Consider the following 21,072-nt stretch of genomic DNA (forward strand, 5'->3'; position numbering starts at 1 on the left):
TTCTCTATTTATTGTCCTGATAATAGTTTTCAGGCAAAGAATGTGTAATAAGTTTACTACTTATGCCAACAATTGTTCAAAGTTAACAAAAAATAGATAATAATTATTGACATATGAGAGATTAAATGGAAAACTCCCTCACTTCTGAGTTAATTTTATATAACTGTACCATTTTTTTACATATTAATTAAATTTCAAATCTAATGCGCCCGACTTAAAACACTATCATTTTGTTTCTGATAGCAGTGAGGAAGTCGTGTAGACAAATCGGATAATAATTGAATTGGAAATTTTCAGTGAGTATTCAATTTTTTTTCAGACCCTGAATTCAGGATCTTTCCAGAGTCTAAAGTTAACAGATAAATCAGCCATATCCCCTGACGGACAGATTTTCCGGCAGTCTTGATCTCCCCTGTAGCGCTTTAGATAAGTTTTCTCACCAGAATTTCTACTCATCCGGATATTAATTCGAATAATTATAAGAAGTTTCGTTACAGAATCCCAAATTTTGTTGCGGAGTTTACCATGTATCCCATAGAAAGAAAAATCATAATTATTCTTGTTGCATTTCTTACGTTCAATTTTTTGATTGCAGGAAATGCAGCAGCTAATGCAATTACGGTAAGCAACAGTACAGACCGGGCTGCAAATTTCACATCTATTCAAGATGCAGTAAATGCTGCAAGCCCAGGTGACGAAATAATTGTCAAACCGGGTATTTATACCGAGAACATTGAGATAACCATCCCTCTTACCATTCTTTCTGAATCTGGCAACCCTTCGGATACCATAATTCAGGCAGCTAACACTTCTAGAAATGTTTTTGGCGTCTGGGCAAACGAAGTAAATATTAACGGATTAACCATACGGGGATCGAGTTCAGCTTCCGGGATTCATTTTTTTGGAGCTGGCAATTGCCTTATTAAGCATAATAACCTCTCTAACAACAACTGCGGCATAAATCTCTATATGTTTAGTTCGGGTAACATATTGATAGGGAATAACGTTTCCGAAAGCCTGACAGGAATCAGTCTTAGCGGGAGCCTGGATAATGATGTAAGAGAAAATTCAGTTTCATATTGTAACTGTGGAATCTCGCTTTTTGATTCTCTCAATAATACCCTGGAAAGCAACATAATTTCTGAAAATGGTGAGGGTATTTCCCTTACAGGCGAGTCTAATGGAAACCTTCTGACAGGCAATATCCTGAAATTTAATAATCAAGCAGGCATAAGTATCCAGGGAACTTCCAACAACCTGATTTACAATAATTATTTCAATAACGTTGTAAATGTGAAATCAGCGTTGATTGCAGGAGAGAATCTCTGGAATACAACAAGGTCCGAAGGGACAAATATTGTTGGAGGTCCTTATCTTGGCGGCAACTTCTGGGGAAAACCTGATGGTAAAATCTACCCCAGAGGTGTGAGAGATATTAACCTTGACGGTATCTTTGATTCTGCATACTATATTGAAGGCAGCGAATCTATTGATCATCTCCCTCTCAAAGAATCTGATTCCACAGTAGTTACCGTAAGTAATAACCCCGATCAGATTGCCGACTTCTCCTCAATTCAGGCTGCAGTAGACAGTTCGCATCCGGGTGATACAATTCTCGTTTATCCGGGTGTTTATGCAGAGAAAGTTAAGATAGGAGTGGAGGATCTTGCTGTAGTCTCGGCTTCCGGCAGCCCTTCGGATACCATAATCCAGGCTGTTAGCGGCCCGGATGATATTTTCTCTGTCACGGCAGATGGAGTTGGAATTAACGGGTTCTGTATAGCAGGCGACATAAATTCTCCCACATCTGGAATCCATCTTTATGAGGCTCAGGAATGCCGTATTGAAAATAATGAATTTTTTGTCTCTCGCGGGTCTCTCCAGAATAATCCCGGATTCGGTATCTGTCTTGACTTGTCAAGCAAAAACGTTCTTGACAATAATACGCTGTCGTACAACAATGCCTGCATCCTTCTGCGCAACTCAAGCGAGAATATGCTTTTTAACAACAGGGTTTCCAACAGCAGTTACGGTATATGGTTGGATTCTTCCATGGGCAACCTGCTTGACAGCAATACTGCGGAAAATAATAACATTGGAATTTATTTGAAAGCCTCCAGCGGAAATTCAGTCCTAAATAGTCTGGCATTAAATAATACCAGGTCCTGCGTCCATCTGTGGAATTCCAGTGAAAATATGTTAAATAACAATATAGCTTCAAACAGCAGCAATGTCTGTATTATCCTTTATAATTCCACAGGAAATGAACTGAGCAATAATACCGTATCTTACAGCAGTTATGGTATCTGGCTGGATTACTCAAGCAATAAGAATTTCCTGAATGGTAACAGGGCATTGTACAATAATGTGGGTATCTACCTGAAGACTTCAAATGAATGCACACTTAACAACAATACAGCATTAAACAATAGTAAGCATGGGGTTTGCTTGCGGGATTCAATTCAGAATAAATTGATTGACAACACGGCGTCTTACAGTGACATATCTATTCAGACGTATAACGCCAGTATGAATACGATTGAGGGCAGTAAGGCGTCCGGCAGTAATTATGGCATGTGGCTTGATTCCGGCAGCAATAATAATAGATTGATCGGGAATGAAGCACAGAACAATAAATTCGGCATCTATTTGAGAAACTCCGGGAATAATGTTTTAACAGGCAATGATGCAAGCCTGAACACACTGTATGGCATTTGTCTGAACTCTTCCAGGAGTAATACGCTTAATACCAATAAACTGGTTTCGAATTCAAAATATGGTATCTATGTTTTGAATTCAAGTTACAACACGGGCTATGATAACTATCTGAATAATAATAGAAATCTATATTATGATAGCAAAAGTTCAGCAAACTCCTGGAACGTGAGCAAAATTCCGGGAACTAACATTGCTGGAGGAGCATTCCTGGGTGGGAATTACTGGGCTTCACCTGATGGAAATGGTTTCAGCCAGAAAAATATGGATACCAATTACGACGGTATCTGTGACACCGTTTACAATATGGGTAAAGGAAATATTGATTACCTGCCTCTGGCAGGCTCTTTTTAAACTTCTTTTATCCTTTTTTACTGTTCGTCCTGGCCAAGAAATTTCTGCAGCCATATAATATCAAAATATTTCCCGAATTTTATCCCTACTTCCCTGAATCTCCCGCATTCAATAAAACCATGTTTCAGGTGAAAGTTGAGGCTGGCTTCGTTTTTTGAGGATACGTTTGCAAGGAGGCTTTTCATCTTTTTCTCCCTGGCTTCCGTACAGAGTTTCCCGAGCATTTTCGACCCAAGGCCTTTTCTTGTATGTCCGGGCAGGATAAAATAGGAAACTACACCTGTATGCCGGAAATTCGGGAATGGAAAATATGGTCTCAGAGCTCCTATCCCAATTATTTTGCTGTTTTCTTCAATCACGTAGAAGGGAAAACTTTCATCTTTGTCCTGCTCTTTTTCGCTCTGGATAACTTGAAAAAACTCAGGCCCAACTGAAGTCTCAAGATAGGATGCAAAACTATTTTCAACATAGTAGTTAAATACCTCAAGCATTCCGGGTATGTCTTCGGTTGAGGCTTCTCTTAATAAATATTTTCCGGAATCTCTGCTTCCCTGCATGTATAGGTAGTCTGAAGATTAGTATTTAAATTTTTTTAATTAGTGTATCTATTCTGATAATTTTTCCGGTTATTTGTCACGATTTATATTTATAATTAATTTTCAGTGCAAATATATTTATATATTTACGTTCTTCTAGTATCTCTTACAGATATTAGCCTAACTCAACACTGAAGTTCAGTCAGGATTCTGATGATTTTATGGGGCATCTGGTTCATGGCTGAAATAAAATTACTTTTTGAAAAGTCAGGCAAAATCCGACTCTGAGAATAAAAAACAGGAGAAAGTGAATTTTCTCAATATACTTCTACAGAAGTGAAAAAAAGATGTTCCTGAACGAAAACAGAATTGTAGAAAAAGTCTGCGAATTTCCAACCAAACTTGGAGACATCTCCGAAAGCATCTTCGGAGGCATCAGCACGAAAAACCGCCTGCTTCACAGGCTGACTGTCCCGGAAGAAAGTGGTTCTGAGTCACTTTACATATGTGAAGGACTTTGTAAACCCGTGGTTCTGGAGTCTGAGCTTATTCATCCCTATGTCTCAGGTGCCTTTTCCGAAAGATTTGCATTTAACTCCTCACCTTACCGTTTTATGCTCCCTTATGAACTCGCGGACAAAGGTGACAGGAAAGAGTACAGAATAATCCCTCCGGAAGAACTGAAGGTCAGGTTCCCTATGACATACGGGAGGATTCTGGAGTTCAAAAATCGATTTGATCATAATGATTCCCCGCTGGAGCCTGCAGATTATAGTGTAAGAGGCAAAAAACTTCTGGAGTACCTCAACACTCCCAAGATCATTGCTACAGAGGGTTACCGTTTGCAGGCAGCATACGATGTTTCCGGAAACCACATATTTGAGAATGGCTGCGGCATTATTCTCAAGGACCCGGAAAAGTACCCTTATGTAACTGCGGTACTCAATAGTCAGATTTCCAGAATATTTCCCTCAGTCTGTGAACATGAAATGATATACTCAAGCTCTGTAACTCCTGCAGTAATGAAACGTTTTCCTATTGCGTTTCCTGAAGACCGGCTGACTGAGGGTCTGATCACTACCATTTCCGGTTATCTCATGTTCCTTAATCAGCAGAAATATGCAGCAGGATACAGTAGCTCTGGCTGGCTTGATGAGCTTGCAGGTTTCTATGAGCAGCTTTCAGATCTTCTGGTTATGGATGCTTACTTTGGAACCGGTATTGATCCCAAGCTTCTGGATTCACTTGAGGAAAATATCCACCCATTTGCAGGAGATATGGAATCTGAAAGTAATGAGAGCCTTCTGAGTGTTCTCTACTATATAAAACAAAGGATCCTGGAAAGCTCTAACTTCAGTAATTACGGATTTAAAGAAGGATTCTCCGAAATTCTTAAATCCGGAATTCTCAGCTTCCTCTAAGCATAAAAGGACCTGAATATGCCCCGTTAGAGGCATATCCAGAGCATTAAATTTTTCAGCGGTCTCTTTTTTTATCTCTCGTTTTTTACTTTTTGAGTTTTTATATTCCTTAAACTTTGTATGCTCAATATTTTCATTTTTAGTTCGCTTCCTTTTATTGCCCCTTTTTTTGGTTTACCTTCTTTTAGTTCTATCTTTTTGTTCATTTTTCTAAAACCGAATTCTTCATCATTGTACATTTAGATTTTTATGCAAAAGTTTATATATATTAACCTTTTCTAACCAATGGGGTAAAAGTGCTCTCAGGGCAGAATGAAGTTTTCCAGTCGGAATCACTGAGACCTTGAAGGTTCGGATCTTTGTGTGCAGAAGGATTAACTCTGGCTCCTATGCTGCGGGAGCATGGATATCAATCCTAGCTATTACCCTCCTTAATGCCTGAATGATTTAAGCAAAAATCATAGCCCTGAGAGAATTTTTAGCCTTTACGAGGCAGATTAAAAGGAGCCATTCACCGGGTTAACAAGCCGGAGTTAATATATTCAAACTGATTTTTTCGGATTTTTTCTCTATAGAACCCTTATTTTCATTTTTCGTTCTGGTTTCTGGACACCTATTTCACAGGAGATCCTGATTCCAGGTTCCTGGAAAATCTGGAGGAGAATGTGGTGCCTCTTGAGTAATATTCTAACTGCGGAAAGTCCGGATTCAAGAGTTATGAAAATACGGAACGCCTTCTGGGTAAACTTCAGAATATTAAGAAAAAAACTCTGGATACACCAGATGTTGGGAAATGCAGATTCACCAATAAATTCACCAGTGAATTCACCAGTATCCCTGCAACTCTTAAAAATGGAGTCAGGTAAGCAAGCAGTAATCTCTGGAGTTCCTTATAGAGACCTCCATCTTTAAAACCTGCGAATTTACGATGCATTTTATCTCAAAGGCTCGCCAATCCTTTTTGAATATTTATCTGAGCAAAAAAATTACTTAATTTTTGCTGAGAATATTTATTAATTTTTATTTCTCTTTTTCTGGAAACTTATTATAAATACACTCCCGGAGGGTTAGCCGTTCTTCAAGATAGGTGCATAACTTTATATAGTTAGTCTTTATGTAATAATTAAACCGTTTGATGTTTTTTTACTTTGTTTCCTGATTTTCCAGGCTCGCGTTATTGTAATTGAAAAGAGGACGGTAGTCTTATCAGTCTGCACATTCACACCGCTGCGGTTCCTTTCATGGGAGCATTAATTTTTTCAGGGATTATATCCACTTTGCTTGCAATCAGAGCATACAGAGTCTTTAATTACCGCAAATCCCCTTATGCAAAGCATTTTACATTAGTTATGCTCTGCATGACCCTCTGGTCCATAAATTATGCTTTTGAAATCGGGTTCCTTGATATTGGACTCAAATATTTGTTTGCACGCCTCCAGTATCTTGGCCTTGCCTTTGTTCCTGTAGCGTGGTTTTTATTTGCAGCTGAATATTCCGGAACATACAAATCTTTTGCACGTAAGTACGAGAAAGTGCTGTATCTTTTTCCCTGCCTGGCGATTCTACTGATGCTTACAAACCATATTCACGGCCTGTATTTCGAAGGTTTGTATCTTGACTATTCAAAAGAGTTTCCCCTTCTTATACTTAAACACGGGCCATTCTTCTGGATTTTTTATCTTTACTCTTTTGTTTTGCTCATGCTTGGGATCTTATTCTTCTTCAAGCAGTTTATCCAGCTTACAGCACCTTATGGTACCCAGGCCGGTATCGCCCTTACCGCAGCCTGTGTTCCGATTCTGGGAAATATACTTCACCTGGCAGATGTAGGACCCTTTGAATTCCTTGACCCTACTCCATTTTCACTCGCAGCATCCGGATTGATTCTTTTCTGGGGCACGATTCAGCATGAGTTCCTCAACATTGTTCCAGTTGCCCGAGAAAATGTCATAGAATCCATGAATGACGGATATATCGTTGTGGACGCTTCGAGCTCAATAGCGGATATTAACAAGGCAGCACTTGAACTTGCAGGAAAAGTCAAAAAAGAGGTCATAGGAAAGGACCTGGACTATCTTTTCGGAGAAGGAGTGGAGATATTGAACCATTCGCCTGAAGGAGCTTTTGGCAGGGAGATCTCGCTCCAGAGAGGTTCGGAAACAAAGTATTTTACAGTCAGCATCAGCCCTCTAGTAACAAGAGATGATGCAGAGGGCAAACTGGTGCTGATTCATGACATCACGGAGATTTATAAATACCAGGAAGCTTTGAAGCAGGCAAATAAAAAGATTAACCTCATGAGTAATATTACGAGGCACGACATTCTAAACCAGGTGAATGTACTTTCAGGATACACCGAGCTGATTTCTGAAATGCTCCCTCCGGAGGTAAAAGGAGATCCCAGAATATCCAAGTATCTCAGGAATCTTAACAAAGGAATTGAAACAATCCACAGCCAGATTATTTTCACAAAGGACTATCAGGAGCTCGGGGTCGTTTCTCCTACCTGGCAGTCCGTACACAGCATTGCAAAAGAGTCAGCTTTTGCCTTTTCAGGACAGGGAATAAAATTCTCTATAGAGGATAAAGGTCTTGAAATCTATGCCGATCCTCTTCTCAAAAAAGCTTTTTACAATCTTTTTGATAATGCAAGGGCTCATGGTGAACGTGTCAGCGAGATTAATGTAAGCTCCCGTGTATCCGGAGAAAATATTATAATTGAAGTAAAGGACAACGGCATAGGAGTCTCTCCTGTTATGAAGGAACTTATTTTCGAAAAATCCGTAGGAAGAAATACAGGTCTAGGACTATTCCTTGTCAAAGGTATACTTTCTATTACAGGAATGGAAATCTCTGAAACCGGAATTGAAGGGGAAGGCGCCAGGTTTGAAATTAAGGTGCCTGCCGGAAACTGGAGAATAGCTTCGGCAGAAACAAAGAAAGTTCCATAATAGGGGAACATTGAACTTGATTCCATTAACAGCTATTGAGATTAAGTATAACGGAATTAACGGAATTGGAGTTTCTGCGGATATTAAAAAAACTGTCTTCAAAAAATGTGCTGGCAAAACAACGGACTCGGCCTTTTCCTGCTAAGAAGCATTCTCTTGATACGGGCATAAACACGATGAAACCCGGTTGGGGGAGAAAGCGCCCGATCTGTTATGACAATACCTCATGGAAACTGGAGGGCAGGTTTCTGAAAGGCAGGTAGTCAACCTTTTATTTTGAGATTAGATCCGCTTTTAAATCCATGAATATCCTGATGCCGAAATTAAGCAATGCCCGAATATGCCATAAATGCAGTCGAAAGCACCAGAAGCAAAGTTGCAATTACTACGGCGATAAGCAGTCTACTTTCTTTTTTGTTCATTTTTTCAGGGCAGGTCCCTACTTCATAAAAAGTTCCCAGACTCACCCCTGCCCCTATTCCTATTGCGATGCCTATTGCCGTCCCCTCAATAATACTGTCCAGCGCAGGTCCAAGAATAAAAGCCCCGTAAAGGCTTCCAAGGGCGGCGCCTATGGCAAAAGAGACACCCATCAATTGTCTCTTTTCTTTATAGTTATTTATTTCTTCCATTTTTTCTCTCGCCCGTCGATTCTACTTAACATCTGTAAAGTATTCGATTTATATTTTTTTATATCTGCATCTCAGTATATTCTAAAATAACAAATACCCTCAGGAAATTATATCCAGGGCTGACAGTCAAATATCAGCAACCATAAACCTCTGGACTATATCTGGTGAAATTATGAGCGAATTTACCCTGAACACGAGATTTAAGAAAGCGCTGAAAGGTGAATCCCCTGACATGGTCCCTGTCTGTTCCGTAACCCAGACAGGAACTGTAGAACTTATGGAAATGACAGGGGCTTACTGGCCCCAGGCTAACTACGATGCCAGTAAAATGGCAGCACTTTCCCTGGGAGGATATGAGATCGCAGGATTCGAGAACGTGCGCTGTCCTTTCAGCACTACGGTGCTTGCCGAAACCCTTGGCTGCACGGTAAATGAAGGCAGTGTTGACATACAGCCTTATGTAACTGATTTCCCATGCAAGAAAAAAAGCGATGTAAAAAACATCTCAGTTCCCGATTCTCTTCTTGAAGGCAGACGAACATCGGTAGTGCTGGATGCAGTCGCGATGATTAAAGAGCGTGTTGGGGAAGACGTGCCTGTTGTTGCCGGGGTGGTGGGACCTGCCGGGCTTGCTTCAATGCTTGCAGGCATGAAAAACTACCTGATGTGGTTTGTCACAAACCCCGACGTCGTTGAAGAACTGATGGGAACCCTGACCGAAGCCTGCATAGAGTACGCTAACGGTCTGGTTGAGAGAGGGGCAGATGCCATAACCCTTATAGACTCCGAAGCCGGACCTGACATTATTGCCCCTGAGATGTTTGAGACTTCGGTTTTTCCACTTTACAGAAAATATTGCAGGGAAGTTAAAGGCTTGAGGATCCTCCACATGTGCGGGGACGCCACAGCTGTCCTTGACTCCCTGGCAAACTCAGGGTTTGAGGGAATCAGTATTGAAGAAAAAGTTCAGGTCAGTTTTGCAAAAAAGATTGTGGGCGACCGGGTTCGCCTGATAGGAAACGTTTCTCCTTCGGACACTCTATTGATGAAAGGTCCTGAAGAGGTTATGATTGAAGCCAGGGCCTGCCTTGAAGACGGAATCGATATCCTTGCCCCGGGCTGCGGCCTTGCCCCTCATACCCCGCTGGAGAATATAAAAGCCCTGCTCAGGGCAAGGGACGAGTACTCTTCACTGTAAGCCTTCTGGAGGGACTTTTGGAGGAAAGCGAGGAGAAAGTTCTTTTAAAAATTCTCCTTGAAGCTTTTCCTCCGTTTTTTCGGAAACTCTTCGTGGGTCTTTAAGGCTTATAATCAATGCAGAACCCATAATCAGGGCGCAGCCTGCAAGGGTTTTTGAAGATAGTGAAATCCCGAGCACAACAATATCAAAAAAAACTCCGCTGACAGGTTCTATAAGGGCGAGGATGCTTCCTGTCTGAGCTTTAAGGTTAGCAAGCCCCAGGACTGTAAAAATTTCTCCGAAACCTATTGAGACTATCCCGAAGACAGCAAGCACTTTCAGGTTGCTGAAAAGAATATCTATGGAGACATCAAATGCAGAGGGGCTTAAAAGCAGGAACGCCACTACCATGGGCCAGAAAACAATCGCAAGTTCAGGATACTCTTTTTTTAATACTTTTACGTTCAGGAGCAGAGCTGCAAATACAACTCCTGAAAGCAATCCTGCTATTATTCCGAGCATATAACTGCCTGTAAGTTCTATGCCGGAAATTTCTCCTTCGGGCCTGACTATAAGAAATACACCTGTAATTGCAACGAAAAGGGCAGCTATACTTTCCTTTCCTATTTTCTCTTTAAGGAGAAATGGAGAAGCCAGCATTACATAAATAGGAGCTGTGTACTGGAGTAAAATTGCTATGGATACGCAGGTAATCTTGAGGCAGGTGAAGTAAAGAAGCATGCATGTAACCACGAATACTCCCTGAAGAAACAGGCTTCCTTTCTTTTTCTTTAACCTGAGGTCCCGGGTCTTTCCCCTCGCAACTATATACATAAAAAGGAACAGAAGGCCAAAAAACAACCTGTAAAATATTACTGGAGAAATATCCATATCATGGATTCGGGAAATAAAAAGCCCGTTCATGCTGTAAAACACGCAGCCGATAATAACTGCCACGTGCGCTTTTTTGCTCTCCAGAAACACCTGCATGGATATATGTGTAGTACTTATATATTTATTGGATATCTTTCTGTTTAAAGAACTGTATGATACGCCCAATCGGGCACGGGTGGCTAATTCATGAAATCTTCCTCAGAAAGTGGTTAGAAAGCGGTAAGAGATAAAATCCCAGAAATCCTGCTGAATTCAGGTAAAAACTGCGCTGTCAAAGAGCTCTCAGATCCTGATTTTCTTACTGAGCTGGAGAGCAAGCTCGAAGAGGAACTGGCTGAGTATCTTGAGAGTAAAGAGGTTGAAGAGCTTGCCGATATCCTGGAAGTTGTCTACAGGATTTCAGAACTCAGGGGCTGTCCAAGAGAATGCCTTGAATCATTAAGATTGAAAAAAAGACAGGAGAGGGGTGGGTTTGGAAAGAATATCATTCTTCTTAGCACCTCTGACGAAAAGCACTTTTCCCAACCTCCGGCTGCTTCAGAAGAATTTCCCAGTATAGTTTTCAGCCCTGATAAATCCGAAGTAATCGAGAAGCACGGAGTCCGAATGAGGATTTACACTACGAACAAAGACTCTCCTAATGCCGCTGTCCTGTATCAGGAAACGGAGACAGGGCATGCAGAAGAATTTATTCACGAAAAAAGCGATTTTCTTTATTATATTATTGAAGGGTCCGGCACATGGATAGTTGAGGGTCGGGAATTCAAAGTCAGGGCAGGAGATGCGGTGGTTGTGCCTGCCGGAAAAAGGTTCTGGTTCCGCGGAAACCTTAAACAGGTCTGCATAACTGCTCCTTCATGGGAAGAAAAATATGAAAAGCATATCAGGGACGTTAAACTTTAATCCCTGCACCGTGCTGTTATTCTTCCGGCCTGCTTTTCTTCTAGCTTTCTTTTTCTCTAGTTTGTTTTTCTTCCAGCCTGCTTTTATCCTTAAACCCTTAATCTTTTATCCTTAATCTTTTATCCTTAATCTTTTATCCTTAATCTTCTACCCTGTGATTATCCAAGTTCAAAACTTGTAACCCCATAAACCTTATCAAGCTCTATATCAGGTTCTTCCCGGCTGTACATCCGGATAGTCCTGAACATTACACTCATCTGGTATTTTTCTGCAATTTCCATCGCTTCCTTATTGGGCTCGGGGACATCAAAGAAAAATGTTTCTTCAGGAACCGAAGCCCTGAGTGCCCTGAAGATTTTCTCTGCCGCAATCTGGTCGTCTGCAAAAAGAGGGCCTATTTTATAACCTGTCCGGCATTTCCTTATAACTCCGTACCCTTTGAGCCCTCCGGCTTCGAAGGATGCAAAGGCATAAGAGTCGGGCTGGCTGATCCATTTTCTTAAAAAACCGGGTCTTGGAGCAGGAAACATTCTTCTGTCATACTCGATCAGTTTTTCAAAAGGAACTCCGGATATTTCTACCAGCCCATCCGGAATTTCTCCCCCGCCTCTGCCTTCAAAACGCAGGTTACTGTAAGAGGATTTGAACTTCATAACTTGCTGGTATTTCTTCTCATTCTCTACTACGCCATCAAGCCCGATATTCCTGTTCCCGAGGTGTTCCAGGCATTTTTCAGTAAGTTTCATCCCTATATTTTTTCTCCGGAATTCGGGTTTGACCACAAAAAGCCCCAGAAAACCAAAATTATTATTATATGCAACAGCAGAGGCACAGCCTGCAGGCTCGCCTTCAAGTTCTGCAATAAAAAATCCTTCAGGGTCTGCTTCGTAAAAAAGTTCTCCGTCATGGATGCCGGGATTCCAGCCTTCGGCAGCTGCCATATCAATTGCAAATTCGGCTTCTTCCCTGTTCATTCTTCGGATTTTCAGTCCTTTTATCCTTTCCGAGTCCTTATCCATGACAGTTAATATTTTCACTTTCTATTTATTTCTTAAGTTTCTCTTCTCCCGACTATTTTCCTGAACGGACGAACTGCACTTATATTTTTATTTTTTCCTTTTCCCCGAAGTTACTATCAGATAAGCAGCTATGACCGCGGCTGATAATGGATATATCCCTAGAGGTGATTTTGCTGCGGCTTCAGCTCCGGTCTCTTCCCCTGCAGCTGTTTCAGTTCCGGAACCTTCTTCCGTGAACATGAAAATGTCCATTGCGCCTTTGCGCTTATCCTGCCAGACTATCCGGTTACCATCAATTGATGGGTTGCTTTCATATTCAGATGCAGTCGAAACGGTCTTTTCCTGCCCTGTAGCTATGTCGTAAATAAAGATATTTGTTCCTTTAATTCTCCCGTCAGCCCAGACTATCCTTCCGTCCGAGATGGCAGGGGTTTTCTGCGGGTTCGGGTCGACGCAAACAGGCGTTACTTTCCCTGTGGAGATTTCGTACATATAAATGTCAAGGTTTCCTGCACGCCTGTCTTCCCAGACAATGTAGTCTCCTCCCACAACCGGGTTTGTCTGTGCTGCAAAGTCCGTGACTACGGGACTTTCTTTCCCTGTACTTATATCATACATGAAAATATCTTCGTTCCCGTTGCGTGTATCTTTCCAGACTATGATATTCTCCCAGATTGCAGGCTGGCTCTGGTCAGCTTTATCCGTTGTAATTTGGGTTTCCTTTTTCAAAGTGACATCATACATATATATGTCCGTGTTCTGGTTTCTGCGGTCAGTCCATACAATTATGTTGCCTGATATCGCAGGTTCCCTCTGTTCGGTTTTGTCCGAAGTAATCTGGGTTTCTTTCCCTGAGGAAATGTCCTTCATATAGATATCATAGTTTCCTCTTCTGTTGTCCGCCACAACCACATAACTGCCATCGATTGAAGGCTCGATTTCATCTTTTGGGCCTGAGAACAGGGCAGTCTCAGTCCTTCCAACGGACATGTCGTACAGGTAAATGTCCCAGTTTCCATCCCGTTCATCCTGCCAGACAATATAGTCCCCTGAGATTACAGGTGTAATCTGGTTGCTAAAAGCCGAGTTAATTTCCTGCTCAGTTCCTTTCAAAGCCTCGCTGGCAGCCAAACCTGCACATGCGCCCAGTACAATGAATAAAACAACCGAAATAAACGTAATTGAAAATATTTTACGCTTCAAAGTTACACTTCCAATGTTCCCTCTCGAGTTCCAGTACGGGTTATTTTGATATATTCTGCTATTCAACTCAGGACCAGGTTTAGGTCAGCCTGTTTTCCTGCTAAAGATATTCCAGCACGGAATTGTTCAATATCTTGAGAGCCTCCTGAGAGCCTCCTGTTGATATATGTCTTTCATATTTTTATAGCAATTTCCTGAATTTCAGTGTTTTCATTTTTAAGGAATATTCTGCCGGATTTTATCGCGAGATATGCCTGGGAGTTCAAATCAAACCTTTTCAAGCTCGATTCTATTCCCTGTAAGTTTTGCCAGTTTTTCACGAAATTCTTCTTCAAAATCCTTTTTTATAAGAAAATAAAGTTCAATAACATCAGAGTATTTTTCCTGCTCTATCCTTCCGTATTCCTCTACCAGCTTCTTTATTTTCTGAAACTCCGGATATCCGAAGCGTGCAACGAACCTTATCTCTTCAAAGATCTCTACAATACCTGCGTTTTCAATAGCTGAAACTGCGGTTTCCCTGTAAGCCCTGGACAGCCCTCCGAAGCCAAGCTTTATTCCACCGAAGTACCGCGTCACAACTACGGCCGTATTACAGAGCTCTTTTGACTCGATAACCTTAAAAACAGGCTTTCCAGAGCTTCCCGCAGGCTCTCCGTCATCATCATATTTCAGGGCAAAAGACCCTTCTCCTTTTACAAGATAAGCCGAAACATTATGGTTTGCGTCCTGATGCAGCCTTTTTATTTCATTTATGAACGCCTTTGCTTCATTTTCGCTTTTTACGTGCCTGGCATACCCGATAAATGCGGAGCCTTTAAATTCCTTCTGAGCTTTTCCGGAGTTTTTCAGGGTTTTGTAGTTATTCAGAGTCTTGCCTCAATATTTCTTATCTAATTTATTTCGCACCTAAGGCTTTAAAGTTTTACAGCTTCAAGACAGGGCAACATTATAATGTCTTTTAATAACTTTCTGCTTCTCAGCAACAGGCTTTCTTTCAAATTCTGCTTTAATTGCTGTCTCCTAGACTATTTAAGAACTCGAGCTCCCTTCGATTTTAACTATAGCTCTTATAAATCCTACAAGTGTATAATATATGCTTATAGTGGACTATTCTTTGGAGAAAATAACCCCCCTTCGTTCTCCTATTTTTTTACCAAATCGAAAGGTTTTAATCTAATTGACTGGTCATGCATAAATATCTCATATGAAAGTCTCAGGAACTTGTATGAGATGGGTGTAAAAAAGGAAGAGAACTTTTAGAGGTAAAAATAATGAAAAAAATGTTAAAGATCATGGCAATGCTCCTTGTAATTGCTACTGTTGTCTTTGCAGCCGGCTGTGCAGAACAGGCTGAGGAAACAGAAGGAGCAGAAGAATCTGTTGAAGAAACCCCTGTAGCTGCTGAAGAAGAAATGCCAGAAATGGAAGAAGAAGCTGAGCAGGCCCCTGCTGAAGAAGATGCAGCTCTTGAAGAAGGCGCAGCTGAAGAAGCAGCAGCACCTGTAGTTGAAGATGCACTTGAAACCGAAGTCACTGACGAAGAAGAAGTCGCTGACACTGAAGAAGTCGCTGACACTGAAGAAGTCGCTGACACTGAAGAAGTCACTGACGAAGAAGAAGTCGCTGACACTGAAGAAGTCACTGACGAAGAAGAAGTCGCTGACGAAGAAGAAACTGTATAATCAGTTTCTTCTAAATTACAATCCGCGTAGCCTTTTACAGGCTACAACTTTCTCTTTTTGAAGTTAATTTCAATTAGTTTAATTTCTATAAAACCTGAACAATGTTTTTGACGGATTCTGCAGAGTATTTCTCTTTTCTGTTAGAATAATAAGCAACAAAATAATCGGATAAGGAATGCAAATTTAGAGTATTATGTAACTTACTAAAGCTTCTGAAAACCAGTTTCTACATATTTATTTTATTGATACAGAGTGTCGGGATAAGACCAGATCGACATAATCACTTTTTCTCATTCTGCTCCGGGAAGTAATTCTAACTTTTCTTAGTCAACCTTCAAATGTGCACAAGATTTGTTTACCTCTACTCAGCTATACTCGTACTTCACTCTCCTCGTGTACAGAGTTTTCCATGTACTCATAAAAATAAATAATGATAAATATTTTTAAGTTTTTTAATATGCCCTTCCCGAGAGAATCGCAGGAGAAATTCTATTTTTTTAACAGGTGGAGAACTCCAGATTCTCTGAACACTGCTTGAGACACTGCTTGAGATATTTTTTGCTAATATTAATCTCTCAAAACATACTGCAGAAAAAAATCGAATATTCTAATAAAGTTTCACGTTCTTCTCTATATTTTCAATATTTACCTCATTATTTTATATTTTATTTTATACAGAAAATATTTTAAACTCCAAAGCTATTAATCCGTTGCCCGACTATTTATAAAAGTTTAATTATCTTACACCTTTAATAACGAGGAAGAGTTTTCAGAGGTACTGATATGAAAAAAATGTTAAAGATAATGGCACTGTTACTTGTCATCGCTACTGTTGTTTTTGCAGCCGGCTGTGCCGAACAGGGTGAAGAGGAAGCAGAAGGAGTTGCTGAAGAAGGTGCCCCGGTTGAAGAGGGTGGCAGCGTTGAAGAAAGTGCTCCTGCCGGAGAAATGCCCACATATATCGTAGGTACTGAAGCACAATTCCCACCTTTTGAAATTGTGGACTCAAAAGGGAATGTGGTCGGCTTCGATGTTGACCTTCTGAACGCAATTGCTGAAGACCAGGGCTTTAAGGTCCAGTATCTTGACCAGGACTTTGCAGGCCTTATCCCTGCCCTTCAGACCGGAAACATTGACATCATTGCTTCAGGCATGACAATTACCGAAGAACGTGAAGGAGAGGTTGATTTCAGTGAACCCTACATCACCGCAGGCCTGGCTCTTGCCGTACCCATTAACAATGAAGAGATCCAGAGTGTCGACGACCTGAAGGGTAAAACAGTAGCCGTTCAGACAGGCTCCACCGGTTTCATGAAAGCAGAAGAGCTCAAAGAAGCCGGAGTCATTGCTAAGATCAAAGACTTCCCTCACGTCAATGAAGCCATTGAAGAGCTCAAGATTGGCGGCGCAGACGCAATGATCAATGACCTTCCTGTTACGGAAGCTTTCATTGCAGCCCAGCCAGGCGTGATCAAGATTGTAGGTGAGCCCCTTAACAGTGAATCCTACGGCTTTGCTGTCCGCACAGGCAACACAGAGCTCCTTCAGAAGATAAATGCCGGCCTTGAAAATGTCAAAGCAAGCGGCGAGTATGACGAGCTTCTGACAAACCTGCCCAAATACATGGAAGAATAAACTTAACCAGATTTACTTTGAGAGCTGCATAATTTTTCTGCTCTCAATTTCTTTTCTTATTAATTTTGTTTTTTCATTCTCTCTTTTTTGATATCATCAAGATTAGATAACCCTTTATTTCCATGATTTCCAACCTCGACACCCTTAAAATATATACATTGACATGATAATTTAAAATGATTGAATTTATATAATTGAAAACACTTTTCAATTAATATATTTCTGCAAAACGCGTATTTCTATTGATATTCCTTTAAAATCTCTGTCTGAAGACGCTGCTGAAGAGCTATTGCAGAGATATCCCAGAAAAAGAACCTTAATGCCGTATGCATTTTGAAGTATTCTGAATATTATCCACACATATAACAAATTTATTATTTATAAAAAGTATCCCGTTTTATTAAGTAACTGAGGTTAGAGTTTGTCTCTTTTAGCGTCTTATATTGAACACGCTATTAATGTATTCCCGAGTTTGTTGCGGGGAGCGGTTATCACTATAGAGGTCACCACATTTGCGATATTCTTCGGGTTAATCCTGGGGACAATTGCGGCTTTCGGAAAGCTCTCCAGAAGGTCTGTTTTCAGGATTCCCAGTTCCATGTATGTTGATTTCATCAGGGGAACCCCTCTCTTCGTCCAGATCCTGCTTTTCTACTACGGAATTCCTGGCCTTATTATCGGGATCACAGGAGAGCCGTTCAGGATCGACCCTATTCTTGCGGGCATTGCCGTGTGCAGCATTAACAGCGGAGCCTATAATGCAGAGATCGTGCGTGCAGGAATCAAATCCGTTGACAGGGGCCAGATGGAAGCCGCCCGTTCCCTGGGTATGACCGAAGGGCAGGCTATGAAGGAAGTTATCATGCCGCAGGCTGTGAGGCTGATCATTCCTCCCCTTGGAAATGAGTTTATAGCTCTTTTGAAAGACTCGTCCCTGCTTGCAGTAATAAGCGTACATGAGCTTTCAAAGAACGGGATGCTATACGTTTCAAAGACGTTTGCAGCTTTCCCTACATACATCTCTGTTGCTTTTGTATACCTTGCATTGACTATGGGCATTTCTCGTGTACTTAATTATATTGAGAGGAGGCTTGGTGTAAGTGATAGAAGTGAATAACCTCCACAAAAGTTTCGGAAACCTGAAAGTCCTTAAAGGAATAACCGAAAAAATTGAAGAAAGCGAAGTCGTCTGCGTTATAGGCCCCTCAGGTTCCGGAAAAAGTACTTTTCTCCGCTGCCTCAACCTTCTTGAAACCCCCACTTCGGGAGAAATCCGGATAGACGGGGAGAAAATCACAGACCCTGGCGCGAATATCAATAAGATCCGTGAAGAAGTGGGAATGGTTTTCCAGCGCTTCAACCTCTTCCCGCACATGACTGCCCTCAAAAACGTTGCTCTTGCCCCAATCAAGGTGCGCGGGCTTTCTGAGAAAGAGGCTTACGACCGGGCATATGACCTTCTAAAAAAGGTAGGGCTTGAGGACAAAGCCAGCGTATATCCGGGTTCCCTTTCTGGAGGCCAGCAGCAAAGGGTCGCAATCGCACGAGCCCTTGCCATGCGCCCGAAAGTGATGCTTTTTGACGAGCCTACTTCAGCACTTGATCCTGAAATGGTGGGAGAAGTCTTAAACGTCATGAAGGATCTTGCAAAAGAAGGAATGACTATGGTCGTCGTGACGCACGAAATGGGCTTTGCCAGGGAAGTCGGGGACCGTGTTTTCTTTATGGATGACGGCATCATAGTCGAGAAGGGCACCCCTCAGGAAATCTTCTTCAATGCCCAGAATGAGAGGACAAAGTCATTTTTGAGCAAGATTTTGTGAGATCATTGCTATTTAGTTGAAAATCCTCTCCTTTCCTCATAGTTTTTATGGAATGGCTTCCCTTCATATCACAATTGTTACTGAGGCCAAAAAATGAAAGAAAACCTGAAACCTTATCTCGACCTCACTCGTGCCCATTTTCTCCCTGCCTGGCCCCTTATTTTTTGCTCCGGGCTGGTGCTTGCCTTTGCAAATTATGGCGGCTTTTCCTGGGAGTTAACCCTTAAAGCTGCCCTGATAGGCCTGTTTGGATTTGAAGCCGGCTTTGTGCTGAATGATTATGTGGACAGGAACAGAGACCGACTTGATGTGGAGAATACCATGACAAGGTACTGGAGGCCTTTTAAGGAGAGGCCTATCCCTTCAGGCATGATATCTTCAAAAAACGCTTTCTGGCTATTTATCCTGCTTGTGGCAGTCACTTCAGCCCTGATTTTCACCCTTCCATATCCGAATTCCATCTATGTCTTTATAATCATGCTGTACTCTTACAGTATTGAAGCTTTTTATCAGGTTAAAAAAAGAGACCAGAAATATCCAGTTGCCCAGCTACTGGGCAGGACTGACTTCACTCTCTTTCCGGCAGCGGGCTATTTATGCTACGGGCAGCCGGATATAACTATACTGCTCTATATGGTTTTCTTCTACCCCTGGACAATGGCGCACCTGGGCCTGAATGATTTTATAGACCTGAAAAATGACCTGGCAAGAGGCATGAAATCAATAGCTGTGCTTTACGGCTCAAAAGGGTCCATGTACTGGGTTACAGGCTTTACAGTTCTTCATTTTCTTGCAGCCGCTCTCTTTCTCAGGGAACTAGGGACTATTGCGCTCTATGGCTTTATTGCGGCTTTTGCACTACTTGCCGGGTCAAACCTTTACCTGTGGAAAGAAAAGAGTCAGAGTGCTGGAATGAGGATTCTACCCGTTTACCACATGACTCTGGTAATATATGCGGTATCGATTATTCTGGATTTTATCTATTGAGCCTTTAATTGAGCCTGGTACCGAATCTGGAATGCCTAATTAGAACCGTCAGGGCAGAATTGTCTGGCAGAATTATTTAAAACTAGCTCTTTTTTGAACACATTTTTCTGTTCAAATTTTAATCTCACCGCTTCTCTTTTAGAAAAGTATTTTTTAGTTTTTTAAGTCTCGGTTGCAAAACTATAAACATATAATTCTCTTCTATATTATCGGGGTTGAGGGAACGAATAGTAAAGGAATAAAAGAGACTGTTAGAGCCTTGATAGACCTTACCAGAGCTCATTTTTTTCCTGTCTGGATCCTGCTTTTTTATTCAGGGCTTGCCCTCGCTTTCTCAAACTATGGCGAATTTTCTAAGGAAATAACCTTCAAAGCAATTTTGATCGGGCTCTTTGGGTTTGAAGGAGGTCTTGTGCTCAACGATTACGTTGACAGAAAAAAGGATAGGCTGGATGTTGAGGATTCCCTTACAGGCTACTGGAGACCCTTTAAAAGCCGTCCGCTTCCGTCAGGAAGGATTTCACCCGATTTTGCCCTGACAGCGTTCTTTTTGCTATCGGCGTTAGCAGGAATCCTTATGTTTACTTTGCCTTACCCTAACTCCCTGTATGTCTTCCTTACAATGCTTTCGTCATGTATTCTTGAATACTTCTATCAGGTGAAAAGAAAAAGCCAGAGTTTTCCCGTTGCTCAGACCGTGGGAAGGCTTGACTTTACACTTTTTCCGGCTGCTGGTTACCTGTGTTACGGGCAGCCTGACGTCCCTTTACTTCTCTACCTTCTCTTCTTCTATCCCTGGACTCTAGCTCACCTTGCAGTCAATGATTTTGTAGACACGGAAAACGATAGGGCAAGAGGAATACAATCAATACCCGTACTTTACGGTATGCAGGGGACACTGCTCTGGATTTCGGGCTTTACCCTTTTGCATTATCTTACAGCACTTCTTTTCTTGAAACAGCTTGGAGAGATAGCATTTTACGGATTTTTGCCCGGTTTTCTGGTGATAGGGTTTGCAAATTATAAGCTTCTTAAAGAAAAAAGCCAGAAAGCCGGCCTGTCTGCACTTTTCCTTTTCCATGTTTCAATTGTGCTCTATTCCTGCTCAATTATCCTTGACTCATTCTTATAACC

General features: G+C 41.5%; 18 protein-coding genes. 11 read left to right on the forward strand and 7 right to left on the reverse strand.

Features of this window, described 5'->3' with window-relative positions; genetic code table 11:
* Window positions 1-525: 525 nt before the first annotated feature.
* Entirely contained in the window at window positions 526-3,069 is a 2,544-nt protein-coding gene (locus RSJ42_RS00630) for a NosD domain-containing protein (RefSeq protein WP_410508820.1), read from the forward strand.
* Window positions 3,070-3,086: 17 nt separating this feature from the next.
* On the opposite strand, the gene RSJ42_RS00635 is transcribed toward RSJ42_RS00630, so the two are convergent.
* Window positions 3,087-3,626 (reverse strand): GNAT family N-acetyltransferase, encoded by a 540-nt coding sequence (locus tag RSJ42_RS00635; protein WP_410508821.1) that lies wholly within the window; start codon window positions 3,624-3,626, stop codon window positions 3,087-3,089.
* Window positions 3,627-3,952: 326 nt separating this feature from the next.
* On the opposite strand from RSJ42_RS00635, the gene RSJ42_RS00640 reads away from it, so the two are divergent.
* Window positions 3,953-5,026: a hypothetical protein gene (locus tag RSJ42_RS00640; protein WP_410508822.1), complete on the forward strand. Its 1,074-nt coding sequence runs from the start codon at window positions 3,953-3,955 to the stop codon at window positions 5,024-5,026.
* Window positions 5,027-5,097: 71 nt separating this feature from the next.
* Here the strand turns inward: RSJ42_RS00640 and RSJ42_RS00645 are convergent, their stop codons facing one another.
* Entirely contained in the window at window positions 5,098-5,265 is a 168-nt protein-coding gene (locus tag RSJ42_RS00645) for a hypothetical protein (protein WP_410508823.1), read from the reverse strand.
* Window positions 5,266-6,267: 1,002 nt separating this feature from the next.
* Here RSJ42_RS00645 and RSJ42_RS00650 point away from each other — a divergent pair.
* Window positions 6,268-7,977: a histidine kinase N-terminal 7TM domain-containing protein gene (locus tag RSJ42_RS00650; protein WP_410508824.1), complete on the forward strand. Its 1,710-nt coding sequence runs from the start codon at window positions 6,268-6,270 to the stop codon at window positions 7,975-7,977.
* Window positions 7,978-8,300: 323 nt separating this feature from the next.
* Here the strand turns inward: RSJ42_RS00650 and RSJ42_RS00655 are convergent, their stop codons facing one another.
* On the reverse strand, window positions 8,301-8,609 hold the full coding sequence (locus tag RSJ42_RS00655; protein WP_410508825.1) for a hypothetical protein: 309 nt from the start codon (window positions 8,607-8,609) through the stop codon (window positions 8,301-8,303).
* A gap of 172 nt (window positions 8,610-8,781) precedes the next feature.
* Between RSJ42_RS00655 and mtaA the strand changes: the two genes are divergently transcribed.
* A complete protein-coding gene (gene mtaA, locus RSJ42_RS00660; protein ID WP_410508826.1) occupies window positions 8,782-9,807 on the forward strand; it encodes a methylcobamide:CoM methyltransferase MtaA in 1,026 nt (341 codons plus the stop codon).
* On the opposite strand, the gene RSJ42_RS00665 is transcribed toward mtaA, so the two are convergent.
* Window positions 9,799-10,773, reverse strand: coding sequence for a DMT family transporter (locus RSJ42_RS00665; RefSeq protein ID WP_410508827.1), 975 nt, complete (start codon window positions 10,771-10,773; stop codon window positions 9,799-9,801). The two genes, mtaA and RSJ42_RS00665, sit on opposite strands and share 9 nt — an antisense overlap.
* A 354-nt stretch (window positions 10,774-11,127) precedes the next feature.
* On the opposite strand from RSJ42_RS00665, the gene RSJ42_RS00670 reads away from it, so the two are divergent.
* The gene (locus RSJ42_RS00670; protein WP_410508828.1) at window positions 11,128-11,586 is read left to right on the forward strand and encodes a cupin domain-containing protein; all 459 of its coding nucleotides are present in this window, start codon (window positions 11,128-11,130) and stop codon (window positions 11,584-11,586) included.
* A 158-nt stretch (window positions 11,587-11,744) separates the two neighbouring features.
* Here RSJ42_RS00670 and RSJ42_RS00675 read toward each other — a convergent pair whose 3' ends face one another.
* From RSJ42_RS00675 to RSJ42_RS00685, 3 genes are all read right to left on the reverse strand, one after another.
* Window positions 11,745-12,623, reverse strand: coding sequence for a GNAT family N-acetyltransferase (locus RSJ42_RS00675; protein WP_410508829.1), 879 nt, complete (start codon window positions 12,621-12,623; stop codon window positions 11,745-11,747).
* Window positions 12,624-12,692: 69 nt separating this feature from the next.
* Complete coding sequence (locus RSJ42_RS00680; RefSeq protein ID WP_410508830.1) at window positions 12,693-13,808, reverse strand: hypothetical protein; 1,116 nt, start codon at window positions 13,806-13,808, stop codon at window positions 12,693-12,695.
* A 267-nt stretch (window positions 13,809-14,075) separates the two neighbouring features.
* On the reverse strand, window positions 14,076-14,678 hold the full coding sequence (locus RSJ42_RS00685; protein WP_410510275.1) for an IMPACT family protein: 603 nt from the start codon (window positions 14,676-14,678) through the stop codon (window positions 14,076-14,078).
* 404 nt (window positions 14,679-15,082) lie between these two features.
* Between RSJ42_RS00685 and RSJ42_RS00690 the strand changes: the two genes are divergently transcribed.
* From RSJ42_RS00690 to RSJ42_RS00715, 6 genes are all read left to right on the forward strand, one after another.
* Window positions 15,083-15,493: a hypothetical protein gene (locus RSJ42_RS00690; RefSeq protein WP_410508831.1), complete on the forward strand. Its 411-nt coding sequence runs from the start codon at window positions 15,083-15,085 to the stop codon at window positions 15,491-15,493.
* Window positions 15,494-16,276: 783 nt separating this feature from the next.
* Window positions 16,277-17,128 (forward strand): basic amino acid ABC transporter substrate-binding protein, encoded by an 852-nt coding sequence (locus tag RSJ42_RS00695; protein WP_410508832.1) that lies wholly within the window; start codon window positions 16,277-16,279, stop codon window positions 17,126-17,128.
* Window positions 17,129-17,549: 421 nt separating this feature from the next.
* Window positions 17,550-18,245, forward strand: coding sequence for an amino acid ABC transporter permease (locus RSJ42_RS00700; protein ID WP_410508833.1), 696 nt, complete (start codon window positions 17,550-17,552; stop codon window positions 18,243-18,245).
* Window positions 18,229-18,951, forward strand: coding sequence for an amino acid ABC transporter ATP-binding protein (locus tag RSJ42_RS00705; RefSeq protein ID WP_410508834.1), 723 nt, complete (start codon window positions 18,229-18,231; stop codon window positions 18,949-18,951). Before RSJ42_RS00700 ends, RSJ42_RS00705 begins: the two co-directional genes overlap by 17 nt.
* A gap of 93 nt (window positions 18,952-19,044) precedes the next feature.
* Window positions 19,045-19,938 carry a prenyltransferase gene (locus RSJ42_RS00710; RefSeq protein ID WP_410508835.1) on the forward strand — a complete coding sequence of 298 codons (894 nt, stop codon included), beginning with the start codon at window positions 19,045-19,047 and terminating at the stop codon, window positions 19,936-19,938.
* A gap of 172 nt (window positions 19,939-20,110) precedes the next feature.
* Window positions 20,111-21,070, forward strand: coding sequence for a UbiA family prenyltransferase (locus tag RSJ42_RS00715; protein ID WP_410508836.1), 960 nt, complete (start codon window positions 20,111-20,113; stop codon window positions 21,068-21,070).
* Window positions 21,071-21,072 lie beyond the last annotated feature (2 nt).

The organism is Methanosarcina hadiensis, assembly GCF_046529725.1.
GTDB lineage: Archaea > Halobacteriota > Methanosarcinia > Methanosarcinales > Methanosarcinaceae > Methanosarcina > Methanosarcina hadiensis.